18 protein-coding genes are annotated in these 15,878 nt (G+C 43.6%); 10 read left to right on the top strand and 8 right to left on the bottom strand.

Annotated elements, in window-relative coordinates; genetic code table 11:
• Both mdh and AACR09_RS22855 read left to right on the top strand, forming a co-directional pair.
• Positions 1-850 (top strand): malate dehydrogenase (gene mdh / locus AACR09_RS22860; protein ID WP_228010840.1); only part of this gene is annotated, 850 nt, incomplete at its 5' end.
• 128 nt (positions 851-978) lie between these two features.
• On the top strand, positions 979-1,170 hold the full coding sequence (locus AACR09_RS22855; protein ID WP_009847833.1) for a hypothetical protein: 192 nt from the start codon (positions 979-981) through the stop codon (positions 1,168-1,170).
• A gap of 96 nt (positions 1,171-1,266) precedes the next feature.
• Here AACR09_RS22855 and ispB read toward each other — a convergent pair whose 3' ends face one another.
• Positions 1,267-2,238: an octaprenyl diphosphate synthase gene (gene ispB, locus AACR09_RS22850; protein WP_004735906.1), complete on the bottom strand. Its 972-nt coding sequence runs from the start codon at positions 2,236-2,238 to the stop codon at positions 1,267-1,269.
• Between the two features lie 268 nt (positions 2,239-2,506).
• Here ispB and rplU point away from each other — a divergent pair, with 268 nt between their 5' ends.
• The 6 genes from rplU (at position 2,507) to folA (ending at position 6,524) form a co-directional block, all read left to right on the top strand.
• Positions 2,507-2,818, top strand: a complete 312-nt coding sequence (gene rplU, locus AACR09_RS22845) for a 50S ribosomal protein L21 (RefSeq protein WP_004740823.1) — start codon at positions 2,507-2,509, stop codon at positions 2,816-2,818.
• Positions 2,819-2,837: 19 nt separating this feature from the next.
• Entirely contained in the window at positions 2,838-3,095 is a 258-nt protein-coding gene (gene rpmA, locus AACR09_RS22840) for a 50S ribosomal protein L27 (RefSeq protein ID WP_004735905.1), read from the top strand.
• 326 nt (positions 3,096-3,421) lie between these two features.
• Positions 3,422-4,594, top strand: a complete 1,173-nt coding sequence (gene cgtA / locus AACR09_RS22835) for an Obg family GTPase CgtA (RefSeq protein ID WP_009847831.1) — start codon at positions 3,422-3,424, stop codon at positions 4,592-4,594.
• Positions 4,595-4,763: 169 nt separating this feature from the next.
• Positions 4,764-5,531 carry a threonine/serine exporter family protein gene (locus AACR09_RS22830; RefSeq protein ID WP_004735903.1) on the top strand — a complete coding sequence of 256 codons (768 nt, stop codon included), beginning with the start codon at positions 4,764-4,766 and terminating at the stop codon, positions 5,529-5,531.
• A complete protein-coding gene (locus AACR09_RS22825; protein WP_009847830.1) occupies positions 5,531-6,004 on the top strand; it encodes a threonine/serine exporter family protein in 474 nt (157 codons plus the stop codon). The genes AACR09_RS22830 and AACR09_RS22825 overlap by 1 nt, the downstream gene beginning before the upstream one ends.
• Before the next feature lie 40 nt (positions 6,005-6,044).
• Entirely contained in the window at positions 6,045-6,524 is a 480-nt protein-coding gene (folA, locus tag AACR09_RS22820) for a type 3 dihydrofolate reductase (protein WP_017087003.1), read from the top strand.
• A gap of 80 nt (positions 6,525-6,604) precedes the next feature.
• Here folA and apaH read toward each other — a convergent pair whose 3' ends face one another.
• From apaH to lptD, 6 genes are all read right to left on the bottom strand, one after another.
• Complete coding sequence (gene apaH / locus AACR09_RS22815; protein WP_193835747.1) at positions 6,605-7,408, bottom strand: bis(5'-nucleosyl)-tetraphosphatase (symmetrical) ApaH; 804 nt, start codon at positions 7,406-7,408, stop codon at positions 6,605-6,607.
• Between the two features lie 29 nt (positions 7,409-7,437).
• Positions 7,438-7,818, bottom strand: a complete 381-nt coding sequence (gene apaG, locus AACR09_RS22810) for a Co2+/Mg2+ efflux protein ApaG (protein WP_004735899.1) — start codon at positions 7,816-7,818, stop codon at positions 7,438-7,440.
• 82 nt (positions 7,819-7,900) lie between these two features.
• Positions 7,901-8,716 (bottom strand): 16S rRNA (adenine(1518)-N(6)/adenine(1519)-N(6))-dimethyltransferase RsmA, encoded by an 816-nt coding sequence (gene rsmA / locus AACR09_RS22805; RefSeq protein WP_004735898.1) that lies wholly within the window; start codon positions 8,714-8,716, stop codon positions 7,901-7,903.
• Entirely contained in the window at positions 8,713-9,702 is a 990-nt protein-coding gene (gene pdxA / locus AACR09_RS22800; RefSeq protein WP_029222219.1) for a 4-hydroxythreonine-4-phosphate dehydrogenase PdxA, read from the bottom strand. The genes rsmA and pdxA overlap by 4 nt, the downstream gene beginning before the upstream one ends.
• Positions 9,692-10,987 carry a peptidylprolyl isomerase SurA gene (gene surA, locus AACR09_RS22795; protein ID WP_193835746.1) on the bottom strand — a complete coding sequence of 432 codons (1,296 nt, stop codon included), beginning with the start codon at positions 10,985-10,987 and terminating at the stop codon, positions 9,692-9,694. The genes pdxA and surA overlap by 11 nt, the downstream gene beginning before the upstream one ends.
• Positions 10,988-11,030: 43 nt before the next feature.
• A complete protein-coding gene (gene lptD, locus AACR09_RS22790; RefSeq protein ID WP_193835745.1) occupies positions 11,031-13,370 on the bottom strand; it encodes an LPS assembly protein LptD in 2,340 nt (779 codons plus the stop codon).
• Positions 13,371-13,519: 149 nt separating this feature from the next.
• Here lptD and djlA point away from each other — a divergent pair, with 149 nt between their 5' ends.
• Together djlA and AACR09_RS22780 are read left to right on the top strand one after the other, a co-directional pair.
• Entirely contained in the window at positions 13,520-14,374 is an 855-nt protein-coding gene (gene djlA / locus AACR09_RS22785; RefSeq protein WP_102495647.1) for a co-chaperone DjlA, read from the top strand.
• A 58-nt stretch (positions 14,375-14,432) separates the two neighbouring features.
• Complete coding sequence (locus AACR09_RS22780) at positions 14,433-14,978, top strand: DUF924 family protein (protein WP_193835744.1); 546 nt, start codon at positions 14,433-14,435, stop codon at positions 14,976-14,978.
• 97 nt (positions 14,979-15,075) lie between these two features.
• Here the strand turns inward: AACR09_RS22780 and AACR09_RS22775 are convergent, their stop codons facing one another.
• Positions 15,076-15,858, bottom strand: a complete 783-nt coding sequence (locus tag AACR09_RS22775; protein WP_193835743.1) for a DUF547 domain-containing protein — start codon at positions 15,856-15,858, stop codon at positions 15,076-15,078.
• Between the last annotated feature and the right edge of the window lie 20 nt (positions 15,859-15,878).

Here is a 15,878-nt window from a genome sequence, read left to right as displayed (position 1 = left end):
TCTTGCACTTTACGATATCGCTCCGGTAACACCGGGTGTCGCTGCCGATCTTAGCCATATCCCAACACCTGTTTCGATCAAAGGTTACGCGGGTGAAGATCCAACACCAGCACTAGAAGGTGCGGATGTTGTGCTTATTTCTGCGGGTGTTGCTCGTAAGCCTGGTATGGATCGTGCGGATCTTTTCAATGTGAACGCTGGCATTGTTAAGTCTCTTGCAGAGAAAATCGCAGTTACTTGTCCTACTGCTTGTGTTGGTATCATCACTAACCCAGTAAACACAACAGTACCAATCGCTGCTGAAGTACTTAAGAAAGCGGGCGTTTACGACAAGCGTCGTTTATTCGGTATTACTACTCTTGATGTTATTCGTTCTGAAACGTTTGTTGCTGAGCTGAAAGATAAAGATCCAAGCGACATCCGTGTTCCTGTTATCGGCGGTCACTCAGGTGTAACGATCCTTCCTCTACTTTCTCAAGTTGAAGGCGTAGAGTTTACTGATGAAGAAATCGCAGCGCTAACAACTCGTATCCAAAATGCGGGTACTGAAGTAGTAGAAGCTAAAGCTGGCGGCGGCAGTGCAACACTATCTATGGGTCAAGCGGCTTGTCGCTTCGGTCTTGCTCTAGTGAAAGCGCTTCAAGGCGAAGAGAACGTGATTGAGTGTGCATACGTTGAAGGTGAAGGCGAGCACGCACCGTTCTTTGCACAGCCAGTTAAGCTAGGCAAAGAGGGCGCAGAAGCGATTCTTAGCTACGGTGAACTGAGCGACTTCGAACGCAATGCACTAGACAGCATGCTAGAAACGCTAAATGGCGATATTGAGATTGGTGTTGAATTCGCTAAATAAGCGGGACACCATTTAACTCAGCTAAAAGATAGTTAATAAGAGCCGATCATTATGATCGGCTTTTTTGATCCTTGCATTCACCCCGCTCGTAAAACTTCTCTAACCACGAAGAATTAGGGTATAGAACGATGACTAGAGTACAAAAAGGAATGAATGTTAACTATCTAGGTCGCTTGGGCAAGATATTGGTTATCGATGAGCAAGAGCAGTTCGCTTTATTTGAGTCTTACAATAGTCATAAGCAATATGCGGTTCCATTGGAAGAACTTGAAGAGATCGAAGCGCAATTACCTTTATCATTAGAATCGAGTCGATATTGAAACCCGGAGTTATATCTAACAGGATCAAAAAAAGAGCCAACCGGCTCTTTTTTGTTATTTATATAGAAGCTAGAAGCGAGTTGTCTATTAACCTGCTTACTTGCTGCGTTTAACTGCTAAGTGTGCGAGCGTGGTTAGCGCTTGCTTATATTCAGAGTCAGGAAGAACAGAAAGCTCAGCAATCGCTTTATCTGCTTCTTCATAGGCTTTATTTGTTGTGTACTCTAACGAGCCTGTCTCTTTCATAACAGCCATAATGTCGTCGAGACGCTCCATACCATTGGCTTTTTCAATCGCTTCTCGAATCATGCTGGTTTGTTCAGGAGAACCATTGTGCATTGCGTATAGTAGAGGCAGTGTTGGTTTGCCTTCGGCAAGATCGTCACCAACGTTCTTACCCATCTCTTTACCATCAGCAGTGTAATCCATCACATCATCAATCAATTGGAATGCAGTGCCTAGGTATTTACCGTAGTTTTGCATCGCCGTTTCGATTTCTGGTGATGATTCGCTAAGAATTGCACCGATTTGCGTTGCAGCTTCAAACAAACGAGCGGTCTTCGAGTAGATGACCTGCATGTAACTTTCTTCTGTGGTGTCCGGGTTATTACAGTTCATTAATTGTTGAACTTCCCCCTCGGCAATCACGTTAACTGCTTCACTCATTAACTCAAGGATCTTTAAGGATCCTAGCGTTGTCATCATCTGGAACGAGCGAGTGTAGATAAAGTCACCCACCAAAACGCTAGCGGCATTACCAAAAGCTGCGTTGGCTGTAGCTTTACCGCGTCTCATGTCCGACTCGTCTACAACATCATCATGGAGCAGGGTTGCTGTGTGAATAAACTCGATAAAAGCTGCAGAGGTGATATGAGCTTCACCTTGATAACCAAGTGCACGAGCAGATAAAAGAGCAAGCAAAGGACGTAGGCGTTTGCCACCACCGCTAACGATATAAAAACCAAGCTGGTTGATTAAACTTACGTCAGAATTAAGTTGGGCTTGAATTGTTTCATTCACTTTTGCCATATCATTGGCAGTAAGCGTTTGGATAGCTTTAAAATCCATTGTTCATCCGGCTGAAGTTAGACCCTGTAAGGCTTATACGTTGTATTTAATTGTTGAATAATACACTAAAAAACGTTGATTAATACATCACTTAAAGGCATCATTGCCGCACTTTTCTTTGGCGAACATGTTTTCGCCAATATTTTAAAAATATGGCTTGTCATAGCGGCATGATTCCCGTAGAATCTGCGCCCTATTGATTAGTTTAGCGCACACCCGAGTTGTAGAATTAACAACCATAGGCTGTGCGGAAAAAGCGGAGTAAAATATGTACGCTGTTTTCCAATCTGGTGGCAAACAACACCGAGTAAGCGAAGGTCAAACACTTCGTTTAGAGAAATTAGACGTTGAAACTGGTGCAACTGTAGAATTTGATAAAGTTCTTCTTGTTGCTAACGGCGAAGAAATCGCTGTTGGTGCACCTCTTGTTGAAGGTGGCAAAGTTACTGCAGAAGTAGTACAACACGGTCGTGGCGATAAAGTAAAAATCGTTAAGTTCCGTCGTCGTAAGCACTCGCGTAAGCAAGCTGGTCACCGTCAGTGGTTCACAGAAGTGAAAATCACTGGCATTAACGCTTAAGTATTAGGAGAGTTTAACAATGGCACATAAAAAAGCTGGCGGTTCTACTAATAACGGCCGCGATTCAGAAAGCAAACGTCTTGGTGTTAAGCGTTTTGGTGGTGAATCTGTTCTTGCAGGTAACATCATCGTTCGTCAACGTGGTACTAAGTTCCACGCTGGCACAAACGTTGGCATCGGTAAAGACCATACTCTTTTCGCTCTTACTGAAGGTAAAGTGAAATTTGCAGTAAAAGGTCCTAAAAACCGTAAGTTTGTAAGCATCGAAGCTGAGTAATTTAATCTTTTATTAGATTATTTATACTAGCTTTCAAGCTGAATTCAAAAGCCCTGCCGATTCGGCAGGGTTTTTTATTTATAGCGAGAATAAAAAAGTAGACGCTCTTGTTTTGGTTTTGAGAAGCCGTTTTATTTTTGAGAAACAGTTTGGTTTTATTAAGAAGCCGTTTGTTTTTTAAGATACAGAAAGCAAAGAACCTCTCCTTATTTGTTCCTTGGTTGCAGATCGATCTAGATCTTAGGTGATCGATCTAAACACGGATCTGCTAGAATTTATATCACTCCTTGATGAGTGGTAACGCAACGTAAGTGCGGAGTTAAAAAATGAAATTCGTTGATGAAGCATCAGTAAAAATAGAAGCCGGTGATGGCGGTAATGGTACAGTAAGCTTTTGGCGCGAAAAATTCGTCGCTAAAGGTGGTCCTGACGGCGGTGATGGCGGTGATGGTGGTGATGTTTACATTCAAGCGGATGAAAACTTAAACACACTGATCGATTACCGTTTCCAACGTTTTTACAATGCTGAGCGTGGCGAAAATGGCCGCGGTGGTAACTGTACTGGTAAACGTGGTAAAGATATGACAATGAAAGTACCAGTAGGTACTCGCGCTGTTGATATCCACACTAATGAAATCGTTGCTGAAGTTGCTGAGCATGGCAAGAAAGTCATGGTTGGTAAAGGTGGTTGGCACGGTCTTGGTAACACGCGTTTTAAGTCGTCTGTTAACCGTGCTCCTCGTCAAAAGACAATGGGTACTAAAGGTGAAGTTCGCGAACTACGTTTAGAGCTTCTTCTGCTAGCGGATGTTGGTATGCTTGGCTTGCCAAACGCTGGTAAATCTACGTTTATTCGCTCAGTATCTGCTGCAAAACCAAAAGTGGCTGATTACCCGTTTACGACGCTAATCCCTAGCTTAGGTGTGGTAAGTGTTGTTCCTGAGAAGAGCTTCGTTGTTGCCGATATCCCTGGCTTGATCGAAGGCGCAGCTGATGGCGCTGGTCTTGGTATTCGTTTCTTGAAGCACCTTGAGCGTTGTCGCGTTCTTCTGCATATGATCGATATTTTGCCGATCGATGGTTCTGATCCTATTCAGAATGCACTGACGATCATCGATGAGCTTGAGCAATACAGTGAGAAAGTTGCACAGAAACCTCGTTGGTTAGTGTTCAATAAAGTTGACCTAATGCCTGAAGAAGAAGCTGACGAAAAGATTCAAGAAATCGTCGAAGCTTTGGGTTGGGAAGGCGAGTACTTCAAGATCTCTGCTGTAAACAAGATCGGTACCAAAGATCTTTGCTTTAAACTGGGTGAGTTCATGGAGAACCTACCTCGTGAAGTTGAAGCAATTGAAGAAGAAGAAAAAGTTAACTTTATGTGGGATGACTACCATAAAGATGCGATGGCCGGTAAGAATGTCGTTACTGAAGATGACGACGACTGGGATGATTGGGATGACGAAGAAGATGACGGTCATGTTATCTATGTTCGTGATTAATAATCCTCGTAGTTTCTTATAAGCACTTTGGTCGCTTTTTCTAAGATACGCTGATAGTTTTATTAAACCGCAATGAAAATTGCGGTTTTTTTGTATCTAAATCATGACGTCTTGCTGTTTTTTATGCAAAATTTATCTTTAGATAATTAACGCCTATGGGAAGGAAATCATGGCATCAAAGCAAAGAGCGATCTCAAGGTTAGTCGCTCAATCAGGACAAATGTTATTAGCTCATGGCGCCGAGAGCACATTGGTCGGTGACATTATGCGCCGTATCGGTATTGCTTGTGGGGTGAATGAGGTTGAAGTTGCACTGTCAGCTAATGCGTTGGTTGTGACAACGGTAATGGATGATCATTGCATAACGACGACTCGAAGTTGCGCTGATCGTGGCATTAATATGCAGGTGATAACCGAGATTCAACGTGTGTGTATCATGATGGAGAAAGGGATTCTTGATTATGATTTAGCTTATAAGAAGATCCAAGGGATCAGTCCTGAACGCTACAACCGTTGGTTAGTTGTCGTAATGATAGGGCTATCGTGTGCTTCTTTTAGCCGTCTTGCTGGCGGAGATTGGCATGTCTTTATGATGACGTTTATAGCTTCGGCTTGCGGTATGATCGTGAGACAAGAGATCGGTCATCGCCATTTCAATCCGTTATTAAATTTCGCTATTACCGCTTTTGTCACCACCACTATCTCAGCTCAGGCAGTGCTCTACAATATTGGTGGTCAACCTACTATCGTGATGGCTTCGTCAGTATTGATGCTAGTGCCCGGTTTTCCTTTGATCAACTCCGTAGCAGATATGCTTAAAGGCCACATTAATATGGGTCTCGCACGCTTCACCATGGCCAGTTTATTAACGTTGGCTACAAGCTTAGGTATTGTCGCAGCTATGAGCCTATCTGACGTATGGGGGTGGGTGAACTAATGACTATTTTTGAACTTTTTGTTGGGTTACTCAACGACATGTTTTTTGCTGCGATTCCTGCGGTTGGTTTTGCATTGGTGTTTAACGTCCCGCAACGAGCATTAATTTATTGTGCTCTCGGAGGCTCCATTGGCCACGGTAGCCGTTACTTAATGATGCATTTCGGCATTCCCATTGAATGGGCGACGTTCTTTGCTGCTACATTGGTCGGCATGATAGGGGTGCATTGGTCGCATAAATTGTTAGCACACCCGAAAGTATTTACGGTTGCAGCCTTGATTCCGATGGTCCCTGGCGTGTTTGCCTTTAAGGCGATGATTGCCATGGTTGAGATTAACCGAGCAGGATACAACCCAGAACTATTGGCATTGTTGATGGAGAACTTTTTGAAATCGATGTTCATTATCGCAGGGCTTGCGGTTGGCTTAGCAGTGCCTGGGCTGTTATTCTACCGTCGTAGACCTATCGTCTAGCTTCAACTTCATTTTCAAGTAAGGACAGGACTTTCGATTTATGATCATCAGCATGATAGCGGCAATGGCGAACAACCGTGTAATTGGTAAAGACAATCAGATGCCTTGGCATTTACCTGCAGATTTCGCATGGTTTAAACGCTCAACTATGGGCAAACCTGTCGTGATGGGGCGTAAGACTTACGATTCAATTGGTCGCCCTTTGCCGGGGAGGCTGAACGTTGTAATCAGCCGCGACGAGAGTTTAGAAATCGAAGGCGTAACGACGGTAACTTCGATTGAAAAAGCACTAGAGCTGGTAAGTGATGTTGATGAAGTGATGATCATCGGTGGTGGTTCAATCTATGAAACCTGCTTACCAAAAGCGAACAAGTTATACCTGACTTATATCGATTTTGATGTGGATGGTGATACTCAATTCCCAGACTGGGGGGAAGGTTGGAAGCAGAGCTTTAATGATACTTATCAAGCGGATGAGAAAAACAAGCACGATATGGAGTTTGTGGTTCTCGAGCGTTAACGGTGGTTATTAAGAGTTAGGCTCTGAAAATGCTTGCGTTACTGCGCCCAGCTAGCGCAAGCTTCTCGTATCTCTTGTTTCTATAGCGCTTTTTGAGTGAAAAACTGTTTGTCTTCCCAGCGAAGTATCGTCAAGTCTCCCCCCCACACACACCCAGTATCAAGTCCAATCACCTCTTTTCCTGAGTAACCTTCTAGCGCAGCCCAGTGTCCAAAAATAACTGTTTTATCCAGCTTTATACGTTGTGGTAGGTCAAACCAAGGCACTAGCGGCTCAGTTGTAATTTCGTTTGGTGGAAGTTTACAGGCCATATCGAGACGACCATCAGTAAAACAGAATCGCATTCTAGTAAGGCTGTTGATCGCATAGCGATAGCGCTCAATCCCTTCTAAATTTTGACGCCATAAGTCAGGCATGTTGCTGTACATATTCTCGATAAGCCATTGCCACTGATCGGATTTTAATAAATCAGCTATTTCCAGATTTTCAATCCGTGCTCGCTCTAGATCCCATTGAGGTGAGATACCAGCATGAGACATCACGAACTCTGGATGCTCCTGAATTAAAGGCTGTTGTCTTAACCATTCGAGCAACTGTTCACGGTCTTCCGCATCAAGAATGGGTTGAGTCTTATCTTTTGCTTTAGCTGGAAATAGCCCTAAGGAAACCGCAAGTAGATGCAAGTCATGGTTACCTAATACAACCTTAGCTGCGTCACCTAGGCTACGAATAAAGCGTAGTGTCTCCAATGATTTAGGACCTCGAGCGACCAAGTCACCAGCGACCCATAAGGTATCTTGTTGTTTGTCAAAGTTGACGGTCTCAAGCAGTAATTGAAGTTCGTCGAAGCACCCTTGGATGTCTCCGACAATATAATTCGACACAATAATTTCCTGTAGATACAGATGTACGGCTAATTAAGAATATTAGGGATCGCGAGTCTAAATGGATCCACTTCAGTTATGAAGTCGATGCCTTTGTTATCTGTCATCACATAATGACCTTGCATAACACCCACAGGAGTTTCGATGACGGTACCACTGGTGTAAGTGTATTCGTCGTTGGCCTCAATCACGGGTTGTTGCCCAACTACGCCATCACCTTCTATGGTGAGTTGTTTGCCGTTGGAGTCGGTAATCAGCCAGCGGCGAGACATGAGTTGAACCGTTGTTTTGCTGAGGTTTTTGATGGTAATGATGTAGGCGAAGACGTAGCGGTTCTTCGTTGGTTCAGATTGTTCCTCTATGTATTTAGAGTGAACCTGACATTTGATACAAGGCGTAGATATATCCATATTCGCACCTTTTGTTGTTGGTATACTTTAAAGTATTACATAAAAAACAGGCTCCTCACCGAAGTGTAGGAGCCTTTTAGAATTATTTGTCAGCGCTGTGAGTGTCGTACAACCAGTTTGCCATGTCGACAAACTGCTCGAGCGTTAAATTCTCAGGACGCATGCCTGGGTTAACACCCAACTCTTCAAGTACTTCCTTGTCGATTAGGCTCTTGTAGCAGTTACGAACCGTTTTACGACGCTGGTTAAAGCCTTCACGACATACACGATCTAGCCATTTCAGATCTTTTGCCGGGTAAGGTAGCACTTCGTATGGCTGCAGGCGAACGACTGCAGAATCTACTTTCGGTGGCGGAACGAAGGCCGTTGGTGGCACTTCTAGCACAGGCGTCACTTTACAGTAGTATTGAGCCATTACCGTAAGACGACCATAAGCTTTAGTACCTGGGCCGGCCGCTAATCGGTTAACCACTTCTTTTTGAAGCATGAAGTGCATGTCTTGCACGTCTTTATGGAACTCAAAAAGGTGGAACATCAATGGTGTCGAGATGTTGTATGGCAAGTTACCGAAAATACGTAGCTTGTTGTTTGGCTTAACAAGTTGTTCGAAATCGAACTTCATTGCATCGCCTTCATAGATCGTTAGCTTATCAGCCAGATCGGGATGGTTGCGAAGACGTTCAGCTAGGTCTCTATCCAATTCGATAACGGTAAATTTATCGACAAGCTTACCCACTGGCTCAGTAATTGCACCTAGACCAGGACCGATCTCTACCAAGTTTTGACCTGGTAGTGGGTTAATGCTCGATACGATGCCATCAATAATGTATGGATCGTTAAGGAAGTTTTGACCAAAACGTTTACGCGCTTTGTGCCCTAAGTGGACATCATTTCTCATTGCTTTTTCTCTACTAATTCAATGGCGTGCGTGAGCGCTGTTCTAAAGCTCCCTGTATCGGCTTGGCCTTTCCCTGCCAAGTCTAAGGCGGTACCGTGGTCGACTGATGTGCGAATAAACGGTAAGCCAAGCGTGATGTTCACTGAGCGACCAAACCCTTTGTATTTCAATACCGGGAGTACTTGGTCGTGATACATACCTAAAACAGCATCTGCATCTTGCAAATATTTTTCATTAAAGATGGTATCTGCTGGCAATGGGCCAACTAAATTGATGCCATCTTTTTGGCGAATTTTTTCTAGCGTCGGGGTGATGGTTTCTATCTCTTCACGTCCCAAGCAACCATCTTCACCAGCATGTGGATTCAAGCCACACACGTAGATAGTTGGTTTCTCAATAGCAAATTTTTCAACCAAATCTTTATTCAGAATTGCAATAATTTGCTCTAATCTGTCTTCGGTCACTGCTTGAGATACATAAGCTAGTGGGATGTGCGTTGTTACTAGCGCAACACGCAGCCCTTCTGTTGCCAACATCATCACCACCAGTGGTGTATTGGACTTCTCTGCAAAGAACTCGGTATGGCCGCTAAAAGCAACGCCAGCTCGGTTAATTACACCCTTGTGAACAGGGCCGGTGACAATAGCATCAAATTCATCATTCATACAGCCAATTGCTGCGGTTTCTAAAGTATTTAATACGTAATGACCGTTCGCTTCATTGAGTTGGCCAGCTACGGCAGTTTCAGCCAGTGGAACGTGTTTCACAACTAGTGTTCCGGAGCGTTGAGGTTGCTTGGGCGCAGTTGAATCGTAATCCAACAGCTCAACCTCGATCCCTAACATTTCAGCTCGCTCTGCTAGTAGGGTTTTATCGGCACAAACTACGAGCTGATGTGGCCAGCTTTCTTGGGATAAGGCGAGAGTCAAATCTGGCCCAATTCCCGCTGGTTCACCTGCCGTAATGACAAGGCGTTTAGTTGTCATCTTGGTCATCCTCAACCATTTCAACAAAGGCACTTGCTCTTACTTCTTGCAGCCAAGCGCCAGCTTCTTCGTTGAACTTACGGTTAAATAGAATTTGGTAAGCTTTGTTTTTCAAAGCTGAATCGGTACGGTCTACTTCTCGACGGTCTAGTACTTCAACAATGTGCCAGCCATGCACGGTTTTAAATGGTGCGCTGATCTTACCTTGAGGAAGCGTTTCTACTTGGTGCTTAAATTCAGGTACATACAAATCCGGTGTTTGGTAGCCTAGTTCACCATCTTGCACTGCAGAGCCTGGATCTTGGCTGTATTGTTGCGCAAGTTCACCAAAGCTCGCTTCACCCGCGTTTACACGACGCGTGATTTCCTCTAATTGCTCCTTGGCACCGTCGTCACTTAAGATGACGGTCGGTTTAATTAGGATATGACGAGCATTAACTTCCGTTACCGCTACCGTTTCCAAGCCTTTCACATCTTCAATTTTCAAAATGTGGAAGCCAACACCGCTTCGGAAAGGACCGATGATGCTACCTTTATTCTGCATTTTGATTTGGTCTGCAAAAATGGTAGGCATCTCTTCTTTACGCATCCAACCCCAGTCACCACCTTGTAGTGCTTTAGGGCCTTTTGAATAAGTATAAGCCATGGTGCTGAAATCTTTGCCTGAGTTAAGTTCCTCAACCACTTCTTTAGCTTGAGCTTCTAGCTCTTCTTTGGTTTGGTCATCATTAAAGCGAAGTTGGATGTGGCCGATTTTGTATTGAACAGTCGCGTTAGTCTCTTGCGCCAAGATATCTGCAAGGTTATCGACTTCAGCTGGAAGAATGTTGATACGACGACGCACTAAGGCGTTACGCGCTTCACTTGCCGCAATCTCTTTTCTTACTTGTTCGCGAAATGCATTGTAACTAAGGCCTTCTTCAGCAACCGATGCTGTTAATTGTTCTACAGTCTGGTTGTTGTCTTTCGCGATGCCTTCGATTGCTTGATCAAGTCGAGCATCATCAATACGAACGCCAATACGCTCCGCTTCTTGTGTTTGAATGGTATCGATGATCAGCTTTTCAAGCACTTGCTCATTGAGCACGTCTTGCGATGGCAGTGTTTGACCGCTTTTTTTAGCGTTTGCACGCAGCGTCTTCATCGAGGCATCGATGTCGCTTTGCAAGATAACGCCTTCGTTAACGATAACTTTTACGCTGTCTAGCTCGACCGGCGCTGCAAAGCTTGTTGATAAAGTACAAGTCGCTGCGATAGCAATTAATGTGCGTTTCCACAATGTCATGTGTAATCCTTTAAATTTACTGATTTCTTATCAGTAAAGAAAATTAGTTGTTTAAGAAGAATGGGCGACCGTAGCTCAATGAGTTATCAGAACTGCTATCCCCAACAGCGCCTGAATCAGAGCCTAAGTTAGTACCAAAGCCGATAATACCGAAATTCACACCAAAGTTATTTTCATATTCAGGCGTGACATTTGGATCACTAATGTTATTTGTCAGCTGGTTACTATACGTAAATCCGATATACCAACAATCCGATTTATAGTTCAAGCGAGCCAACCATTCTAGATTTTCTTGTGTGGTTAAATCATAGAAATATTGAGCACTGGCATTCCACTTCCGCGAAATCTGGTAAGCACCAAGTAAGCCTGCTTGTGAGATACCATCTCTAGTTATTGAACCAACATTTATACTTTCGCCTACATTATCCTCAATATATTCTTCTGTAACGTAGCGGTAGTTGGTTTGTATATAGCCGCCGGCAAAACGGTACTCAATGGTACTGTTAGCAAGTTGCATCGAAGATGAATCAATGTCGTATTGCACACCACCATGGTAGAACAGGTAATCATCGTAGTTGAAGTCCATTTCAATAGCCCAAGATGAATAATTAGTTTTGTCAGCGGAGTCTTCGTTGCCTAAAGTTTGCTTTGTATCTTTATCAAAATAGAAAATTTGACCAAAAGATATGTTTAAGCGCTCTCGGTACTCATCATCAAAAAAGCGAGATGATGCGCCATAGCTAATTTGATTTGCTGACGCAATGCGGTCTACACCACTGTATTTGCGGCTTCTGAATAAGCCATAGTAATCAGTCTGTAGTAGTGTTGTATCGTAAAGACCAATTTCGCTTTGATCCTCTTCAGGAACATACAGGTACTGGACTTGAGGCTCCAAGGTTTGAGTATAGTTACCTACAATCGTGGTATCTCGCTCCAGAACAATACCAGCGTGGCTTCTAAATTCAGGAATAACACGACTGGTGGACTCTTCTAGGCCTTCATAATCTGATCCTTCCCCGGTATCAACGCCATCAAGATCCTGTTGGTAGTATGTACCAAGTAGTCGAGCTTCGGTTGTCCAAGTGCCCCAAGTGTTACCTACAGGGATTGTAATACCAGGTTCAACGTGAACACGAGTGGCTGATGGTTTGCCTGATGCGTCGGTATCGAACATTGATATATGACTGATTAAGTCAAAATCTAGGTAATCCATTACCTCTGGAGCATAGTAGTTATACTCGAGTTGTGGCATTAGACGATAAGGCAAGTTATTGCTGGTGGTAAGAACTTGGAAGTCTCGAACAAGTACAGACGCATCCCAATTTTGAGAACGGTATGTTGCTTGCCCTTCTTGAAGCAGTTGTCCATCTTCACGGTTACCGATATTTGAGCTCATGTCCGAAAAGTAGTCAATATCACTGACTTTAGAGTAATCAATTTCGAACAACCAAGATTGTTGGAATATTCCTGAATGTTCTAGTTGGAAACCCCAACGATCGCCTAGATCAGTGTACTTTTGATCGTCTGGTAAATATTCAGACTCGATACTACCGGAACCAAAATCGCTTAAATATCTGAATTTACTGTTGAGTTGAGTGCCACGCTCTTGCATGTACTTGAAGGTAGTTTCCAAATCGTAGTCTGGTGCTAAGTTCCAATAAACAGGAATTTCAGCTTCAAAACCATCGCTTGAACCATACGAAACTGTTGGGTACAAGAAACCGGTTTTACGTGTATCACCCACCGGTACTGTTAAGTAAGGTAAGTAAAAGACAGGAACACTTTGAATTTCAAAACGTGGATTATAAAAGGTGGCTTGTTCTTCGTCTTGGTCGACACTGATGCTCGATGCTCTTAGGCGCCAAGCATTGTCGCCAATCGGACAAGAGGTTATCGAACCATCTTCAATCTCATAAACCGCTTTACCTGTTTTCGCAATATATACCGCATTCCCTCGACCTGGTTCGCAAAGAAATTCATAGTCGGTATTTTCTAGCGTCATTTCATCGGTAGTGAGATTATTGGTCGCCTTGTCTGATATAGACTTGATTTGACCGTCACTAAAGTTTACGTTGCCTTCAGCTACAACGATATTTTCTTGTTGGTGTAGGGTTACATTATCGGCAAGGATGGTCTTGTTCCCTTGCGTAACTCTTACGTCACCCGAATATATTGCCTTGTCACCATTGATAGCTTCTAAGCGATCTGACTCAACATGAGCGGGTAGCTGTGTCTCGTTTTCTGCAGCGGGCTCGATCAAGCATTGATCTATAGAGGGCATTTCCTGCACACTACTATCGGTGATTGTTTCAGCTTGAGTTGTCGACACGTATAATGCCGTACTTATAGACGCGGCTAACAAGGTGCGGGAAAAAGATTGCATGAAGTTGAACTATCCTGTGTCACTAGATGAAGGGTTGATCTAGTATCAATCCAATTAATAAAGCATTTTCCTTATGATAAAGGAAATATTAGCATTCAGCATCATCAGACAGCGTTACTCAGATAAAATTCATAGATAGAGAACACATAATGCAAATATTTGGCAAAATTTTGGGCGCTTTTTTTGGCTTTTTATTTGGGCACATCCCCGGTTTATTTTTTGGCCTGTTTTTGGGGCATCAATTTGATAAGGCTCGACGTTTAAACCAATCGGGGTTCAACAGTTCTGGTTTTGGCCGTGGACCAAGCCAAGCAGAAAGGCAAAACGAGTTCTTTAAAGCGGCTTTTGCGGTTATGGGACATGTTGCTAAAGCCAAAGGCCAGGTCACGCCAGAAGAGATTCAGCTCGCTTCTACAATGATGGAACGTATGAACCTACATGGCGAACAACGTAAAGCGGCTCAAGATGCTTTCCGTGACGGCAAAGATAGTGACTTCCCGTTAAGCGATGTGCTTGAGCGTGTGAAAATCTCATCGGGTGGTCGTTTTGATCTTCTGCAGTTTTTTCTTGAGCTACAAGTGTCCGCAGCATTTGCTGATGGAAGCTTGCACCCGAGTGAACGTCAGGTTCTGCATAAGATAGCGCAAGGCCTTGGATTTTCTGCAGAACAGCTAGAGCGCCGCTTGCAGATGCAAGAAGCAGCATTTCGTTTTCAACAGCAAGGTGGAAGCTTTGGTGGACATCAAGGGCATGGGCAATCATCGGGTTGGCAACAGGCTTCGCAACAAAACCAACTGGCCGATGCGTTTAAAGTTCTCGGTGTGAGTGAAAGTGCCGACGGTAAAGAGGTGAAGAAAGCTTACCGCAAGCTGATGAATGAGCATCACCCAGACAAATTGATGGCGAAGGGCTTACCGCCTGAGATGATGAATGTTGCGAAAGAGAAATCGCAAGAAATTCAGAATGCTTATGATCTGATAAAGAAAGTAAAAGGTTTTAAGTAATTGAACATAGACCGAGTCATGATATTAAATGATTCGGTTTTTTCTTAAAGGGAATTATATGACGGTAACGTATCAGGATGTTCTAGAGTTTTGGTTCGATGAACTGACGCCTAAAGACTGGTTTACTGGCGGTGAAGAGATCGATACTTTGATTAAATCTCGTTTTGCTAAACTGTACAAAGCCGCTATCCAAGGTGAGCTATTTGAATGGCGACAAAATGCAGAAGGGCGCTTGGCTGAAATTATCGTGCTTGATCAGTTTTCTCGAAATATGGGTCGAAACAGTCCAGTAGCATTTTTGGCTGATCCTATGGCGTTGGTTTTAGCGCAAGAGGCGGTGGCGGGTGGTTTTGATCACCAGCTTAACGAGCAACAGAAAAGTTTCCTGTATATGCCTTACATGCACAGTGAATCTTTGTTGGTTCATGAACAAGCTGTGGAACTCTTTTCTCAAACGGGATTAGCATATAATCTGGATTTTGAGTTTAAGCACAAGGTTATCATTGAGCGGTTTGGTCGCTATCCGCACCGTAATGAAGTGTTAGGGCGAGCTTCGACTCCCGAAGAAATTGAATTCTTACAGCAACCGGGCTCAAGCTTTTAATCGTAGAAATACGGTCAAAGAATTGAGAAGAGGCTAGAGGTTAATAAAAACCTATAGCCTCTTTTTTTTGCTTTAGTAATGAACTTTAGCGTTAGAGCTAATTTGCTTGGTTAAGCGACCAATCATAGTCATAACTGATTTTTTCAGTGTTCGTCACCGGCTTTGTTCGATACTGGTCTACGTGTTGAATGAGTTGTTTCTCTGTACCAAAATCCACAGCAAACCAATCGTAAATCGATGATAGTTGTAGTTTGTTGTTTCCAATCAACACGCCCTTATCGCTATTTACAAAATCACTAGCAGCTTGTTCCAACAAGGCTCCAGTGTTGTCAGAGGTAAAAGCTTCAGGCTGCAAGTTAGGGCAACCCAAACTCGCACAATTCACTGCATAATGCGTACGTGGATCTTGCCAAATCGGTCTTAATATTCGATGTTCAATATCATTGAGTGTTAGCGACTTCCCATTTACCTTCACTACATCATCTCCCCACGGTCCAAAACTAAACAGTCCGCCGAGCTTGGTGATGGATTTTATTGGGTAAGCATCGAGAATTAGATCGACAGTCACGGCGTTATATAGATTAACCCAGTAGGCATACTGTTCCGCTTTTGAATAGTCGAGTGGATTCAACTGTTCTAGTCTCTTGATGTACTGCTTGAGCTTTGCCTTATCTGCAGTGCTAACCGCTTGATAGCGAACTAGGGTGTTTTGCCCTTGTTTAACTAAGTAGCTATCGATAAATTGCTGCCAGTCTTGATGAGATACCTGTTCTTGATTAGTTTCATTGCTTTGGTTCCAGTATGGCCAAAGATCAGATTTAGGCGCAGACCAAGCTAAGGTTGAGAAAAGTAGGCTGACAATAAAAAGTAGTTGTTTCATGGCATTCTCCTGATGACTGA

Source organism: Vibrio sp. OPT20, from assembly GCF_963889365.1.
GTDB classification, from domain to species: Bacteria; Pseudomonadota; Gammaproteobacteria; order Enterobacterales; family Vibrionaceae; genus Vibrio; species Vibrio splendidus.
Note: the sequence above shows the minus strand (reverse complement) of the source record. Positions and strands in the feature narration are given on the sequence as shown.

What these genes read in the sequence shown, in the direction of transcription:
- AACR09_RS22855 (WP_009847833.1), top strand. Translation starts at nt 979, where the DNA reads ATGACTAGAGTACAAAAAGGAATGAATGTTAACTATCTAGGTCGCTTG.
- ispB (WP_004735906.1), bottom strand. Translation starts at nt 2,238, where the DNA reads ATGGATTTTAAAGCTATCCAAACGCTTACTGCCAATGATATGGCAAAA.
- rplU (WP_004740823.1), top strand. Translation starts at nt 2,507, where the DNA reads ATGTACGCTGTTTTCCAATCTGGTGGCAAACAACACCGAGTAAGCGAA.
- rpmA (WP_004735905.1), top strand. Translation starts at nt 2,838, where the DNA reads ATGGCACATAAAAAAGCTGGCGGTTCTACTAATAACGGCCGCGATTCA.
- cgtA (WP_009847831.1), top strand. Translation starts at nt 3,422, where the DNA reads ATGAAATTCGTTGATGAAGCATCAGTAAAAATAGAAGCCGGTGATGGC.
- AACR09_RS22830 (WP_004735903.1), top strand. Translation starts at nt 4,764, where the DNA reads ATGGCATCAAAGCAAAGAGCGATCTCAAGGTTAGTCGCTCAATCAGGA.
- AACR09_RS22825 (WP_009847830.1), top strand. Translation starts at nt 5,531, where the DNA reads ATGACTATTTTTGAACTTTTTGTTGGGTTACTCAACGACATGTTTTTT.
- folA (WP_017087003.1), top strand. Translation starts at nt 6,045, where the DNA reads ATGATCATCAGCATGATAGCGGCAATGGCGAACAACCGTGTAATTGGT.
- apaG (WP_004735899.1), bottom strand. Translation starts at nt 7,818, where the DNA reads ATGGATATATCTACGCCTTGTATCAAATGTCAGGTTCACTCTAAATAC.
- rsmA (WP_004735898.1), bottom strand. Translation starts at nt 8,716, where the DNA reads ATGAGAAATGATGTCCACTTAGGGCACAAAGCGCGTAAACGTTTTGGT.
- pdxA (WP_029222219.1), bottom strand. Translation starts at nt 9,702, where the DNA reads ATGACAACTAAACGCCTTGTCATTACGGCAGGTGAACCAGCGGGAATT.
- surA (WP_193835746.1), bottom strand. Translation starts at nt 10,987, where the DNA reads ATGACATTGTGGAAACGCACATTAATTGCTATCGCAGCGACTTGTACT.
- lptD (WP_193835745.1), bottom strand. Translation starts at nt 13,370, where the DNA reads ATGCAATCTTTTTCCCGCACCTTGTTAGCCGCGTCTATAAGTACGGCA.
- djlA (WP_102495647.1), top strand. Translation starts at nt 13,520, where the DNA reads ATGCAAATATTTGGCAAAATTTTGGGCGCTTTTTTTGGCTTTTTATTT.
- AACR09_RS22780 (WP_193835744.1), top strand. Translation starts at nt 14,433, where the DNA reads ATGACGGTAACGTATCAGGATGTTCTAGAGTTTTGGTTCGATGAACTG.
- AACR09_RS22775 (WP_193835743.1), bottom strand. Translation starts at nt 15,858, where the DNA reads ATGAAACAACTACTTTTTATTGTCAGCCTACTTTTCTCAACCTTAGCT.